At 42.0% G+C, this 15,569-nt stretch carries 13 protein-coding genes; 8 read left to right on the top strand and 5 right to left on the bottom strand.

Going from position 1 to position 15,569, the window contains the following annotated elements:
• Positions 1-16 precede the first annotated feature (16 nt).
• The 5 genes from WN948_RS09305 to WN948_RS09285 form a co-directional block, all read right to left on the bottom strand.
• Positions 17-850, bottom strand: a complete 834-nt coding sequence (locus WN948_RS09305) for a ScpA family protein (protein WP_342303933.1) — start codon at positions 848-850, stop codon at positions 17-19.
• On the bottom strand, positions 847-4,371 hold the full coding sequence (smc, locus tag WN948_RS09300) for a chromosome segregation protein SMC (RefSeq protein ID WP_342303932.1): 3,525 nt from the start codon (positions 4,369-4,371) through the stop codon (positions 847-849). The genes WN948_RS09305 and smc overlap by 4 nt, the downstream gene beginning before the upstream one ends.
• A gap of 27 nt (positions 4,372-4,398) precedes the next feature.
• Positions 4,399-5,211 (bottom strand): hypothetical protein, encoded by an 813-nt coding sequence (locus WN948_RS09295; protein WP_342303931.1) that lies wholly within the window; start codon positions 5,209-5,211, stop codon positions 4,399-4,401.
• Between the two features lie 137 nt (positions 5,212-5,348).
• A complete protein-coding gene (locus tag WN948_RS09290) occupies positions 5,349-8,009 on the bottom strand; it encodes an AAA family ATPase (protein WP_342303930.1) in 2,661 nt (886 codons plus the stop codon).
• Positions 8,009-9,520: an exonuclease SbcCD subunit D gene (locus WN948_RS09285; protein WP_342303929.1), complete on the bottom strand. Its 1,512-nt coding sequence runs from the start codon at positions 9,518-9,520 to the stop codon at positions 8,009-8,011. Before WN948_RS09285 ends, WN948_RS09290 begins: the two co-directional genes overlap by 1 nt.
• A 137-nt stretch (positions 9,521-9,657) precedes the next feature.
• Between WN948_RS09285 and WN948_RS09280 the strand changes: the two genes are divergently transcribed.
• From WN948_RS09280 to WN948_RS09245, 8 genes are all read left to right on the top strand, one after another.
• Positions 9,658-10,125, top strand: a complete 468-nt coding sequence (locus tag WN948_RS09280; RefSeq protein WP_342303928.1) for a hypothetical protein — start codon at positions 9,658-9,660, stop codon at positions 10,123-10,125.
• A 1-nt stretch (position 10,126) separates the two neighbouring features.
• Positions 10,127-10,741 (top strand): hypothetical protein, encoded by a 615-nt coding sequence (locus WN948_RS09275; protein WP_342303927.1) that lies wholly within the window; start codon positions 10,127-10,129, stop codon positions 10,739-10,741.
• A 5-nt stretch (positions 10,742-10,746) separates the two neighbouring features.
• Positions 10,747-11,616: a hypothetical protein gene (locus tag WN948_RS09270; RefSeq protein ID WP_342303926.1), complete on the top strand. Its 870-nt coding sequence runs from the start codon at positions 10,747-10,749 to the stop codon at positions 11,614-11,616.
• Complete coding sequence (locus tag WN948_RS09265) at positions 11,613-12,092, top strand: hypothetical protein (RefSeq protein ID WP_342303925.1); 480 nt, start codon at positions 11,613-11,615, stop codon at positions 12,090-12,092. The genes WN948_RS09270 and WN948_RS09265 overlap by 4 nt, the downstream gene beginning before the upstream one ends.
• Positions 12,093-12,112: 20 nt before the next feature.
• Positions 12,113-12,889, top strand: coding sequence for a hypothetical protein (locus WN948_RS09260; protein ID WP_342303924.1), 777 nt, complete (start codon positions 12,113-12,115; stop codon positions 12,887-12,889).
• 29 nt (positions 12,890-12,918) lie between these two features.
• Complete coding sequence (locus WN948_RS09255; RefSeq protein WP_342303923.1) at positions 12,919-14,391, top strand: hypothetical protein; 1,473 nt, start codon at positions 12,919-12,921, stop codon at positions 14,389-14,391.
• A gap of 70 nt (positions 14,392-14,461) precedes the next feature.
• Entirely contained in the window at positions 14,462-14,938 is a 477-nt protein-coding gene (locus WN948_RS09250) for a hypothetical protein (RefSeq protein ID WP_342303922.1), read from the top strand.
• Between the two features lies 1 nt (position 14,939).
• Positions 14,940-15,554, top strand: coding sequence for a hypothetical protein (locus WN948_RS09245; RefSeq protein WP_342303921.1), 615 nt, complete (start codon positions 14,940-14,942; stop codon positions 15,552-15,554).
• Positions 15,555-15,569 lie beyond the last annotated feature (15 nt).

Below are 15,569 nucleotides of genomic sequence, written 5' to 3'. Positions count from 1 at the left end.
ACTGTAAACACACCTCTTAAACAGCCTCATAATTTGCCCTGGCTGGATAAACATACAATTCACCGAAGAGTTCTTCCTGTGTCAACCAAACCTGCTTTTCAGTTGCAAGGAAAAGAAGTGAAACATAGGTCATGATATTCTCAGACCGGTCATCGGTCATCAGATCAGAAAGCTGGACAAACTCATGCTCAGTAAATGATTCCTTTAACATTGCAGCCATATCCCTGACACGTCCCAGTATATCCTCTTCGTGAGCAATACCCAGGACATCATCTGTTGTTACAGCTGACCTTTCTTCAAGTTTTCGGTAAACACTGCGGTCTTTCCTGCGCGTTTCAACCTTCTCTGCTTTGCGCAGCTCAACAATGAGCTCATGAAGTGTAACCGGACGTGTAGCTCTGCGACGGATAGGTAGTTTTGGAACCGGATATTCATCAACCTCATAGAAATCCAGCTCATCATCCATCATCTCGAAGCAGTCCTCATCCTCATCCTCCAGGACGATTCCGGTGGATTTCATACGCAACAGAATCGACGCATAAAGAAGTGTCCTGCCGGAGATTCGAAGATCCATCATCTGCATCACTTCGATACGCTCAAGGAACATGTCAGTAACAGTGACAAGATCTATATCCCATGGATTTATGGCACCGTCCTTTGCAAGATTCATGAGAATCTCAACAGGTTCGCTAAGTACGTCTTCCGAGAAGTCAAGGAGAGATTCATCAACACCAAGTTCCCTTAAGGTCTCAACGAATGCCGGATCAATAGTGCATGGTAACGAAACACCAGCAATCGGAACAATTTCGGCTGCTTGAACCAGCTCCATATCTTCTGCTATTTCGTTCAACGTAGTTTCACACCCGTAATACTTGTAATATTATTTTCCTGCATTGCAACCCCAATGGTACGCTCAGCAGCCTCTATCATTGGTTTTCTGAGAGAGACAACAATGAATTGTGCATTTGCAACTGCTGTTTTAACCCGCTGTGCAACCTTACCTGCATTAGCTCCGTCAAGGAACATATCAATTTCATCGAATGCATAGAAAGGAGCAGGCCTGTACTGCTGAATGGCGAATACAAATGACAGGGCAGTAAGACTTTTTTCTCCACCCGACATGGCTTCCAGACGCTGCAGGGTCTTTTCCTTTGGTTGTGCTTTAAGTGTCATGCCACCTGCAAAGGGATCTTCATAATTATCGAGAACCAGCTCACCAGTACCATCGGAAAGCTCATGGAATATTTCCTTGAAAGGTGCATTTATACCTTCATAGGTTTCCATAAAAGTATCTTTTTTGAGCTGCTCATATTGCTTTATACGCTCAAGTATCTGTTCCCTTTCTGAGGACAGAGTGTCACGCCTTGTGACAAGGTCATTGAGTCTTGCCTCAACCTCATCGTACTCATCAATTGCGCGCATATTGACAGGTTCAAGACGCTCCATGGCCTTCTCAATAGAACCTATCCTTGTGCGCACGGTCTCATAATTAGGAACTTCCTCTGTTTCCTCAATACCACGTCTCTGGATCTCTTCCGCAAGTTCGACAACCTGTTCATCAAGTGCATCCTTTGTGGCTTTCAGAGCCATCATATGACGATTACCGTCATCAACTCTGAGCTTTATCTTCTCAAATTCCTTCTTCACAGAAGCATGCTTCTCGTGCAGTTGAGCACGTTCTTGCTGTAATTCTTTTAACTTATCAGCAAGTTCAGTTTCACGCTGCTGTTTTTCCAAAAGAGATGCCTCAAGTTCAGTGATCTTATTCCTGAGGTCGGCCACGCGTTGTTTGTGCGTAGCTTTCTTCTCATCCATTGACTTGATAAGTTCCCTGTTCTCTTCCATTTTTGATGATGCATAATCACGGTCAAGGTTCAGGGCATTCAAAGTGGAATCGATGTCACGAACACGACCATCCAGACGCCTGATCTCTTCGTCAAGCTGTTCTGCCTGCCTGTTAAGTTCCGGAACTTCAGAACCTGCAAGTTTCTCATCCAGCTCCCCGATATCCGCTTCTAAAGACAGGACGAGTTCTTCCTTTTCCTGTTTCAGGGTAACAGTTCGCTCCATTTCATCTCTGAGCTCCTTGCGTGACTCTTCTATATCTGCAAGTTCCTGAGCCTTTGCTTCAATGAGCTGGGAAAGACGTTCACTCCTTCCTGAGATCTCTTCAAGTTGCATCTGCTTCTTGGATATCTCCTTGTCATGTTCATGGACCTCATGATTGACCTGAGATATATGCCCTTCCACCTGATCCAGTTTCTTGATAGCATTGCTGCGTCTTGAATCGTATTCAGTGATTTTCTCAGCGATCTTCACGAGCTTATCTTTCTCAGAAGCAGCGAATGAAAGACCGGATTTCTGTTGTTGGGAACCGCCCACCATTGCGCCACTCTTCTCAATGACCTCGCCTTCAAGAGTAACCATCCGCAGCCCACCCATAAGACGGCGGGCATTTGTCAGAGTGTCTACAATGAGAGTATCCCTGAAAACATACCAGAAAGCAGCTTCGAATTTATTATCAAAATCTATAAGGTCAATTGCATAACCCACAACACCTTCCCTATCGGATAGGTTTTTGTAGGGCCTGCGGGACTCCATTTTATTCAATGGGAGGAATGTGGCTCTTCCGCCTCTTCTTTGCTTTAGGAAAGATATTGCGCGGGAAGCGTCCTCATCATTCTCGACAACAACTGCCTGCATACGCCCACCAGCTGCAATTCCAAGGGCATTAGAATATTTCTGGTCAACACTGCCAAGTTCTGCGATGGTACCATATATGCCTGGTAAACCATGGTGTTTCTTCTCATTCATCACCATGTCTACTGCTTTAGAATACCTGCTATGGTCTTCTGCCGCACGTACACGGACCTCTATCCTGGCATAATCATTCTCATACTTGCGAAGTTCATCTTCAATTTCCTTGACGATGACCTTTAATTGGGAACGGTTGAGTTCAAGATCGTCAATATCCTTTGTCAGGACATCGATTTTCTCATTGAGCTTCTCTATATCATATCCAACAGAAAGTGTATCACTTCCAGAGGATTCTGCTTTGGATTTCGCATCTGCGATCTCACTTTCAATATCCCGGACTTCCGCTGACTTTCTTCTTAGTGAATCAAGCAAGCGGTCTTCCTGACGCATAAGCTCATTTTTGTCGTTCTTCACAGTCTCAAGCTTTGACTTGAGAGTACTGAGCTCATCCCTTGTCTGGGCGAATTTTGAATCGACATCTGCTATCTTGCTCTGGAGAATCATGCGCTCGGTCTTGCGCTCGGACATCTCGGACAGGATGCTTTCTTTTCTCATTGATTCTTCTGAAAGATTAGAGTCCAGCTCTTCAAGCTTGCCTTTTATTTCATCAATTTCAACAAAAGTTTTCCTACGCCTGGATTCGACATCTTCCATTTCCTTTTCGGAAAGCTCAATGGTGTCAACACATCTTGAAACTTCACCTCTTATGCCCTCTATATCCTTTTTTATCTGGATCTGCTCATCCTCACCCATTCTCTGGATGGTCAGGGTCATTTCTTCGAGATCCTGTTCAAGCTTTTCAACATTGATCTTTTTGGCATCAAGATCCAGTCCCAGTTTACCAAGAACCTCATCCTTGGCCTGGATGTCATCAGCAACAGATAATAGCTCTACCTTAGCATCCTTGAGCTTTGCAAGCAGGACAAAGCCCTCGAATTTCATTTTCTCTTCCTTAAGAGATTGATATTTAAGAGCCTGATCACGCTCGGTCTTGAGCTTCTCAAGCTGCTGGCCGACCTCTTCGATGATTATATCGACCCTCTCAACCCTCTCGCGAACGATCTCAAGCTCACTGAAAGCCCTGTCCCTTTTACTATCAAACTCAGCAACGCCAGCTATCTCATCAATTATCTTTCGTCTCTCGGTAGGGGTCATATTGATGATGCGCGTAACATCACCCTGCATCACAACATTATAACCTTCAGGAGTAACACGGGCTTTTGCAAGATAATTATGCACTTCCGTAAGACTAGCTGCCTTGCCATCGAAATAGAAATAACTGTAATACCCGGAATCAGTTTCCCGTATCTTTCTTGTAATAATAATCTCATCGGCATCATATGGCATTTCACGATCAGTATTATCAAAGCGAATCGTCACCTGTGCAAAATCAGGCTTTTTAGAACCTTCGCCGTTATAGATAAGATCAGTAAGTTTTTCAGCCCTCATGGTCCTGGAACTTGATAAGCCCAGCACAAAGAGGATACCATCTATGATATTAGATTTGCCACTGCCATTTGGACCGGAAATGGTGGTGAAACCATCAAAAAAAGGTATTTTTACCTTTTTCCCGAAGGATTTGAAGTTTATAAACTCAAGTTCCTTGATATGCACGCGATTCCTCTGTTTTTATAAAAAAGATTATTTTCTTCGTGTGACGATTACCACAGCATCTTCATCTTCGCGCGCCTCGATTGTCTCATAGTTAGAGGATTCCTCTTCTTCTTCACATGAGGATTGACCTTCTTCTGCAACAATATATTTGCACGAAGCCATATCCTGTCGTGAGTCCTTGTCGAGTCGAACCTTGCGCTCATCATCGGTTTCTGCGATAATATATTCAGACCGGCATTCAGGTTCAGGCATTTCAGGTTGTTTTACAGAAGGAACTTCCCTTACATTGAAACGCATGTTTGGAGATGAGGATGGCTGGACAGTTCCCGAAGAAGATTCAGATTCATCAGACCTTATGGAAACCTTTGAATTGAATGGTTTTGCTGAAGGTGATGGTTCAGTTGGAGCTGAGCGTACAGAAGAAGGAATTGCTGAAGATGGAGGTACAGGCTGTGATTGTGACGGAGTTGCTGAAGGTGCTACAGGTTTAGGTTCCGGCCTATATACCTTTGCGTTTGATGGTTCCTTTACAGGCTCAACCGGTGATTTTTGCTCTACTTTCTTTTCGCAAGGAACGGGTAACTCTTTCATAGAACGTATCATTGATTTTTGGTCAAGGAGTTCATCCATGACACCATTAAGATTACTGCTCAGAGCCTGAACCTTACGTTCAAGTTGCGCAATTCGGTTGTTGAAATCAAGATCGTTCTTAAGGTCACTTCTAATCTCCCGGAGTATAGAATCACGGATATTGTTTTTGATTTCATCTAGTTCTGTTTCTTTTTCCTTGAGCTGCCGCTCAAGGCGTTCAATCACAAAATCCCTGTTTTCAGTATTCATGAAAAGCCTCGTAAATCCATTCAGTCCCTCATCGCAATTATGCGACAATTATATGTTAATATATGAATAAAAGTATAATATACCTTCTGGTCGCCAGATGTATTTTATTCAAGCAATAAATAAGTATTTACTGTCAATTATCTTGCATATATGGCTGAATTATTTGTCACTGGGTCTTTCTCAACCGCAAATACATGATCAGCCGAGTCAATAAGGGATTCGTCGTGGGAAACTATGAGAATTTGTGCCACACCTATGTCCCGCATCATGTCTATGAGCTTTATTAGCTGGTGCACATGACCCCTATCAAGGAATACTGTGGGTTCGTCCATGATAAGAGGTGGAAGCCCGGCACCATCATGAGATGAAGTACCAAGTGAGAGCAGGCGATATATTGCACAGCGAAGTACCAGATTGAATAAAGCACGCTCTCCGCCGCTGAGAAGCTTGGGTTCAAGAGCAGTGCCATCCTTTTCGAACACCGTGAGATTATAATCTGCGTCCAGCATTACATGAGAATAAGCATTATTTGAATACATGAACGAGAATATTTCGTTTATCAGCCGGTCAAGCGTCTGTATATTGCTGGAACGCAGTTGCGCACGTATTCGCATGTACATACTTTCAAGGTTCTCAGCATCAGAATAAACAGCATTGAGATAATCAGCCCGGTTCTTTAGCATATCCAGATTCTTTTTGAGGCCTGAAAGTCGGGTCCTGTCATTTTCAGCCATTCCCTCTTTCTTCATTACCTCGCCTTTTTCAAGCTTCAGCCTATCAATTTCCGAATTGATCTTGCTAAAAGCAAAACTATAATCTTTGCTAAAAGATTCGAGCTCTTTCTTATCGAATTTTCCAATCTTCTCATCAATATCCTTTACAGATTCTTTTTTCTCCCCTATCTGCCCTTCAAAGAGTGAGATCATTTCCTGAATACCTTTGATTTTCTCATTCATCTGCCTTATTTCGGAAGTTATCTTCTCGAACTCTCCCATTATTTTCTGCATTTCCCGGGCAAGACCAAGGCGTTCCAGGGACTTTGAATGCTCTTTTAAGGTTAATTCCTCTTCCTGCCTTAACCCTTCTACCTTTATTTTTGTCCCGTCGATGGTCTTTTCCAGTACTTCCTTCCCGGACAGAAGTTCCTTTATTTTCAGCTCATCTTCCCTGAGGTGCAGCTTATACTCTTCAATCCTCTTGTTATCCCTGTCAATAGCCTCTTTCGCAGACTCGATATCCCTGAGAACAACATCAATGTCTGATTTACAAGCGCGAGCTGATTTGACCTTATCAACCCTTGCTTCAGCTTCGGCCTGCTTGACCTTAAGTTCAGATAGTTCTGCTTCCAGTTGCTTTATTGTTTCATTATCTGAAACACTGGACTGCTCCACACATGAACCTTTGAGTTCCTGCCCACATGTGGGGCACTTTCCAGCTGCCAGAAGTTGTTTTGATTTTTCAATCCTGCTTTTAAGTTCAGATATCTTCACCTTGAGTTTAGATTCCCTGCCATAGAACCTTTTTTGCTGGTCATTTACAAGGTCGAGAACCTCATCGATGTTTTCAAGTTTTTCAAGAATGAAACCCAGAGAAACTATTTTAGACAAAATATTCTTGTGTTTATCCTCAAGTCCTGCAATGCTGACTTTGTGTTTCTCGATCTCAGAATAAACGCCTTTTATTTTGGAGTCAGCATCTTTTGCCGTATCCTCAATGGACTTTATCTGTTTTTCCGAATCTTTCACAGACTGAGCAATGCTGAGAAGATCTTTTTCAGAAACTGCTTTTTTACTTTTCAGCTCGCTAAGAGCGTCCCGTAAAGAACGTTCAGCTTCATCCATCTGAACGATCAGGGATTCAATATCTTTTGAGTTAGCCTTCAACTGAGACTCTATTTCAGAAACTCTCACCTGTCTGGATTCAAGAAGTTCCTTATGAGAACGAATGTCTTTTGAAAATGAATCAATGGATTGGAATGATTTTGATTTTCTGTCAGTAAGCTCTTTTATCTGTTGTTCCACCGACTTTTTCCTGTCGGAGAGTTCACTTAACTCCGAAAGTTTTTTCGTGACCTCATCTATCAGGGAACGTGTGCGGTCCCTCTTTTCATTGAACGAAGCCATTTCAGAATCAATTTGCCCGGCTCTGGTCTTCAGAGTTGCCAGCCTACCACTGGGATCAGTATCCTCTACGAGCTTTATCTCCGCGCCAAATTCCTTGATACGTCTTTCATTATCACGTTGATGCCGCCCAACTCCAACCCTGGCACTTGAAGATCGTTCCCGGTACTCTTCCAGTTTGCCAAGTTGCAGGAGGTCATCTATCATTTTCTGGCGGTCTTTGGGTTTGGAGTTGATGAGAACATCGATTTCACCCTGGCGTATGTAAACACAATTCCTGTAAGCTTCTTCATCCATATTCAAAAGGGATGTCACTGATTCATAGGTCCGCGTTGCCTGGTCAAATATGATATCTCCATCCTTCCTGAAGATGGATTTAGTATTGGAAGCACGTCCTTTTTCCGGGTCGTTCCTGAAAGACTGCTCTATAGAATAATTATGTCCATTCTGCTCGAATTCAAGCAATATTGATGCCTTTAAAGCACCCTTGGTGATGATATCGGAAAGTACGAAGTCCTTATCCAGAGTCTTGCTTCCAAAAAGTCCTGTGAAACATGCCTCCAGAAGACTGGATTTACCACTTCCGTTAACACCTGATACCACTGTGACACCATTCTTGAACGAAATGTCCAGTTCCTTATAGCTCCTGATATTCTCAACATTTAATCGTTTTAACATCAAAGGTAATCACCCAGATTGTACTGGCGGGGTTTTACAGTTTCAGGCTCTGTTTTTTTAGCTTTGACCTGCTTTTTATCACTATGCTCAGCATCATCCACTACTACTGAGTCCTCAGACATGTCCATTTTTTCAGTAGCTCCTGTTTCCTTAGATTTTTTAACAGGCACTATATCGTTAGAATTATCAGAAACGGGCATATCTGTTTTTTCAGAACCGTCGGACTTCTGAACCACATCTATTAGAGTATCATCCGATGTTTTCTTTTCAGATTCGGTCACTGTTTCAACTGCATGACCATATTCAGTCATCGCAGACTCGGATACCACCATCGCTGCATCATCGGAAAGTACATAGGAAGCGTTAACAGGAACATATTTCGTAAAATCGATATTTTCAAGCAACTGTCCTAATTTAGACTCGGCCTCATCACCGACTCTTGTCTTCACTATACGTGGATCCCTTATTATATCATCAAGCAATAGACCGCCAGACGTAAGGTCCATTTTCTTAATCTCTTCTTTGACGACATCGTCCGGATCTGAGAAAGAGACTTTCAAAGAGGAATCTTCCAGTGTATCGACTCCACTGCGAAGATCCTTTATCCCCGGAACCAGTGCACCTCTTGACAAAAGGAACTTCTCTATTTCACTGAAATCCAGCTTTACCCTGACATCGCCTGATATTTCCACGAAGGCAACTTTCTCTTCAATGTCATGTTCCATTACTGCGGAAAATACATCCTCGTGAGAATCCGAATCTTCCGTGAGATTGACAGGTATGAATACAAATTCACGCGTCTTAATTGCACGCTTACTTATCTCAATACCAGTTCCCCCGATGGTGACTATATTGTAGGAGCGTGGTTCGCGTTCTGAAGTACTGTTCCTCTCGGTACTGCCACAGTAGGTGACCCATGCATCATTGACTGTGGTTATTTCTTGCTTGTGGTTATCTCCAAGAAGTACTGCATGCACATCAAAAGGAATAGAGTCAATTACCTCTTTTATGTCCCAGTCACCAAAGGCGAAGGGTTTTACGAGCTGGTGCATTACAAACAGGTTATACTTTGCATCGGTTGCCTTGTCATCAAATATGGAATAATCAAATAAGGGTATCTTTGTCTTTGGAACACTGTCAATACCATATAAGGCAAGCTCACCCAGCCTGTAAGGCTCTGTACCAAGACGAATTACAAGACCAAGGCTGCTGTAAAGGTCAAGCCACTGCGTACTCTGTTTGCTCTCATGATTACCAACGATTGCAAGGAGCGAAATTCCTGCACTTTTCAGTTTTGAGAACAGACCCATGGCATCAAGAATATCATCAAGTGTGGGATTCCTGGAATCAAACAGGTCACCTGCATGTACTACAGCGTCCACGCTCATACTAATAGCATCGTCCACCACAGTGGAAAAAGCATTGAAAAAATCCTGCCGGCGTACATCACTATGATATTGCCGGTATCCAAGATGTGTGTCCCCTGTGTGGACTATCCTTATTTCATCCATCAGGGATTATGATATGTATTTGCTGTTTTTAATTGTTTGGGGTATAGAAGCCAATGCCTCGAACATGTGAAATAAATACAACTAATATATTACAATTGTTTTTTATATAATTAGCTACTAATTATACAAAGGGCAATATGGACAAAAAAGGCCAGATAACTATAGATTACCTCATCAGCATCACTATTTTCTTGTTCGTAGTCATCTTTGTATTCAACTACACTTCCGGAATATTCACCCCTTTCATCTCAAATTCTGATGAAACTACGTTGATTGCTGACAGGACTTCAACAGCCCTGGTTGAGAATATCCTGAACGAAGGTGATGAAACTGTTCCTAACATGGTGAATAAGGCAAAAGTCGATCTGTTATTTGCAGAACTGGATGGAAATTACACCCATACTGTTGACTACCTTGGCTTGAACGGATCATATCTTAGATACGACCTTAATGTCACACTGGAAAACAAAACAGGGATTATCAACACTTCTGGGAAAGTAATACCAACCGGTGTCAATGTTGGCCAGACAAAAAGAATAGTCTTGTTGAAAGATATAAATTCAGGAAATACAGAAGCAACCATAATGTCATTTAGGGTGTGGTAATATGAACTGGAATATCTTTTATATGAAAAAGAATTCACACGCCCAGATGCATACACTTGAGGCGGTAATGGCAGCACTGATAATGGTTGGAGTGATTGTGTTCGCAGTAGAAGCAACCTCTCTGACACCACTCACATCATCAACTGCAAATGCACATATCGAAGCCCAGCTGCAGACCATTGGCCAGGATATGCTAAATGCACTTTCCTACACACCATCTGGCCACAACTCCGATCTTAAGAATGACGTACTGAGTTGGGACGGAACAGAATATGTATGGAACGGAACAGCATACCGATCAAGAGATTCCAGCAACACGACCCTTTCAAACAGTTCCCTTGGTGATATGTTCCTATTTATTGCAATCCCCAGAGGAATTGCACACAATGTCCATTTCGCCCGGATAAATGAAAATGGCATTGAGATGTCGAGTCCCTACATATATAATGGCGATCCATCCAACAATGCTGTGATCATCTCTAAAAAAGTAGTCCTTTCAGATTATGAGGTTGGGAACACATCTGTTTTTATGACAAATACAGGAATACCTGATGCTGATACAAGTAGTGATTTTTACAATATTGTCAATATCAAAATGACACTCTGGAGAATGTAAGAACATTGGAAAGTGATGGAATGAAAAAACTGGATGAATGTGGGCAATTACTCCTTGTTACAGGGTTTGCACTGGGAATCGGCATAGTTGTGCTTACCATCATGCTGAACAATGTCATATATGCCAGTAACGTTGCCTCAGAATCAAGTATTGATACTTCGCGTTACGAGATTTCAAATGCTGTCCAGATGACATCAGAAAGCTATGAAGATGCTTACAAGTATGCTATGAAAGATGGAAGTTTCAATAATACGTCCTTTGAACAGTACATAGATATGTACATAGAGATAGCTTCCAGAAACTACGCGATCTCAGGATTTACTTTTAATTGTGAGAATACTACATTGCATCAACCTTTTTTCACCCAAACTGGACTCGTGGATGGAAGAGATAATTGGACAGTTGCCAGTAACATCAACACCACAGATGTGTTTTTGCTGGAAATCCCCGACACATCAAAACTAGGAGATAGCTCTGACAGCCTGACAATAACAATTACGAATAGTTCCGCTACCCTATGGTCCATTGAACTTTACAACTCAAGCGGCATTATAAACGCCACTGTTTCAGATCAGTCATCAGTAATAGGAACATATACAGCAGCCACCCTGATCAACATAACCGGAAATAAAATTGACTCCAACCCTTCAGGGTCATTCTTTTTTTCAGATAATACAGATGGAAATGATTATTCAATAAATATCCTCCATGGCGGCAATGCAGTGGGATACTTCACATTTTCAGGAAAACTCAGTTCAGGAGAGGATTTTGCATATGCAAGGCACCGGGTGATCAATCCGACTTTCACCATGAGCTCTAGTGAAATGAATATGGTCCGTAATTTACCGGTATCGTTGCCAGGGAGAAACATATGACACTACGGAACATATGTAGCGATGAGAATGCGGTTTCAGTTTCAATTGGATTCATACTTACTTTTTCGATAACAGTCCTAATGCTTGTCATGGTTCTCAGTTCATTCTACAGCCTGATGGATCAGGCAGAACAAACCGTGATGCGTGACGAATTTGAGATACATGGAAGTGATATCGCTGTGCGTATTGCATCTATGGACACCATGATTGGTGCTGCAGAGAACTCCGGATCGCAGATCGGAGAAATAAGATATGAGCTGTCCCTGCCTAGCAAGATCGCAGGAAAAACATATTCATTAGAGTTTGTTAACAGCACCAAGGATATTGTGCTCACATCAGATGACAGAGATGAAACGATAGTAAAAGTTCCATATTATGCCGATAACGCAGTAGTCTATTCAACTACACTATATAGTCAGAAAAATGAGTATGTAATGACATACGAACCCGATAAAGATGCCATCATAATATTCTGAGCACATGGGAACAAAACAAAATGACAAGAAGAAAAAGATCAGTCTTTTCTGATGATGCGGTTACGGAAGTTCTGGACTTCATCATAACACTTGGAATGATGCTTCTGGCAATTGGAATCATAGCTGTTGTAGGGTACCCTTTGGTTGAGCATATGAAAGAATCAGGATATCAGGAGAACATCCGACAGAGTTTCTCAGTACTTACCCCAAACATGAATAAAATAGCGGCAGGTAAAGCTCCCTCCCAGTCTGTAGAACTAAAGATGCATGGTGGTATAGTTTCCGTCACGGGTAATAGCTACATGAATGTAAGCATGGACATGTGGAATGAATCCACGTCCTCAATTGAATCGATCTCGTTTGAAAGGCAATTACGTGCGATAGAAAATGAATACATGGACACATCGTTCGCCTATGAGAATACCGGCGCATGGGCCAGATATCCACAGGGAAGTGCAATTGCAATATCAAAACCTGTATTTGCATATGACAACAGTTCACTGTTAATACCCATGGTAACGATCACAGGCAATGAAGGAATATCAGGATCGGGATTGATCCGTGTGGTATCAAACGGTGGTCAGCTTTTAGTTGAAAGTTATAACAATGTGTCACAGGTTGAGATTACACTATCAAGCGATTATTACGAAGCATGGGAAAAATATCTTAATGAATCGATCGGAATGCAGACAACATATGTAAACGCAAGCAACATGACGATTCAGGTAAGAAAGGATTACAATCCAAATATCGATGTTTTCATAACAGTTTCTCCTATGAGCGTGACTGTAGAGTGAAATTAAGAAGTAAAATGGGTGGGTGTAGAATGAAAAAATTAATACGATCTGAAAAAGCCGTTTCATCCGTTGTGGGAATGATAATGCTATTGGCACTTACAATTACATCTGTAAGTATGATTTTTCTTTATGGTGTGCCAACAATATACGAAATGCAGGATATGGCAAATGCCCAGAAGGTGGAACAGGCATTCACGATATTTGATTCACGTACAAGCAAAGTCGCACTCGGAGAATCGCCAAGCCAGAGCACTTCCTTTTCTATGACAGGAGGTGACATAAAAGTTAATGGTGATAACCAATCCTATGAAGAAAGCCAGATAGTTATCATCTCTGTAGATATTGATGCTTCATGGTATGATGCTTTCAAACAGAACAAGGATAAGTGGAGATCCTGGGAGGACTATACCAGTAATCCTGAGATGAACGAGTTCAATGCGTCAATGGGAAGTATTGTGTACAGTGACAAAGACAGAGTTATCGGATATGAAGGAGGAGGAGTGTGGTCCAAATATCCTAATGGAAAATCGGTTATGATATCCCCACCTGAATTCCATTACAATGGGGAAACTTTGACACTTCCAATAATGAGTATAGAAGGAAATACCGCATACGATGGAAGATCTGATGTCGATATCACCGTCAGCTCTGACAACATGCCAACAATATTGTATCCGGATCCTTTAGATTCAAGAAGAACAAATCCTCTGACATCAGATAAAGTGATAATTTACATCAAGAGCGAATTTTACAACGCATGGGCAGATTATGCAAATTCACTTGCATATGCCAGCGCCACAGCAGACACTGTGAATCAAACAGCCGTTGTCGAACTTGAAGTCATTCCTGCCATGGGAAAAGACACTCTGAAACAAGCCTTCAAGATTGGAGCAGTAAACCAATCAAGTCCTGCACCAATATACAATTTTTCCCTTGATCTGGAAGCAAGAGGTAATGCCGGACTCAATCCAAGCAATTACAAGATAACTGCATCATCGGGCACAAGGACACTCACCTACACCCTGGCAAAAAAAGGAGGGGCAGACCAGTTGAAAATGGACATTATTTATGAGGATACAGCCCCAGGTGGTGGAGTTGAAACATGGGATGGGCAGGATGTTTTTACGATAAGCGGTTCGCATGATGATGAAGCATCATCTGTGGACATTTTGAGTCACACATTCACCTTCGAATATGATGAAAGCAGTGATTTTTCCTGGGATGATAGCAGTTCAGTGGGTATTGCTCCAAATATCACCTATACAAGTGGAGATACAACATCACTCTACAACCTTACCCAGCATTATATGAAACTCATTACAATGGATGGATCTGTAGTTTTCAATTTGAATCACCCGGGTACCGGAGGCCATGGACATGGAGGAGGTTCAGATCCTGTGGATTACGATGAATCGACTCTGACTTTGTATTATGATGGGATGCCAGGAAGCATAACATATCTCCATATCAGCAGAAATGACCTTACAGCTACCCTTAAATGAAGTGCAGGAAATATAATTAATTTACAATTATCCTTTTATATAATAGACAACATATATATGTTGAGGAATTATGATCGATACCCGTGGCCAGATGCACATAGATTACCTGATAGGCATCGCTATTTTCCTGACAAGTGTCATCTTTGTTTTTTCATATACCGCAGGGCTTTTCACCCCTTTCCAGTCGAACTCGGATGAAGTGACACTCATAGCAGACAGGATCTCGACAAATATGGTCGAACAAAACATGAGTGCTGGAAATCCCCATACACCCAATTTGCTCAACGGTACAAAAGTTGATTATTTCTTTAATCAAACAAATGCCGATTATGAAAGTACAATCGAATACTATGGAATGAGTAGTTCCTACTTGCGGTATGAATTCAACATCACAATGGAAAGCATCTCATCTGGTTTACTGATACATTCCACAGGGAAAACGTTGCCTACACAGGGAAACATAGGCCAGACTAAAAGAATAGTCATTGTCCGGGATGAAAATACCGGGAATGAAACTCAGAGAATGCTATCTGTGAGAGTGTGGTAATATGATCGATGAGAAATGTCCATTTAATGTTAAATTCGATACATCGGCCCAGTTACATACCCTGGAAGCTCTCATGGCCCTCATGATCGTCACAGGAATAATAATCTTCACTGTACAGGCAACTTCACTTACTCCTCTTACATCCTCAACGGCGAATGCACACATAGAAGCACAGCTTCAGATCCTGGCACAGGATATGCTGACCGTGCTCGATCACTCTCAATCCGGACATAACTCCAGCCTCAAAGAAGACATATTGGACTGGGACGGAGATGAGTATGCCTGGAATTCTATCGATTACGTATCTAAAAACAATAACAACCTCGAAAACAGCTCGACAGCTGACCTATTGGAGAGTGTGATCGTTTCCAAAGGTATAGCACACAATGTGCAATTTGCTGTGATTAATGATGCAAGAGCCGTAATGACCTTAGATTACATCTACAATGGTGAACCCTCGGATAACGCTGTAACAGTATCCAGAAGAGTATTATTATCAAATTCAGACATATCGAATTCTTCCCAATTCCAATACTACACAGGCATAGCGGATGCAGACACAAATACTGATTTCTATAATCTCATTGACGTGGAAATAACTTTGTGGAGAATGTAAAAAGAAGACGGTGTT

Source organism: Methanolobus sp. ZRKC5 (assembly GCF_038446525.1).
Lineage (GTDB): Archaea > Halobacteriota > Methanosarcinia > Methanosarcinales > Methanosarcinaceae > Methanolobus.
Note: the sequence above shows the minus strand (reverse complement) of the source record. Positions and strands in the feature narration are given on the sequence as shown.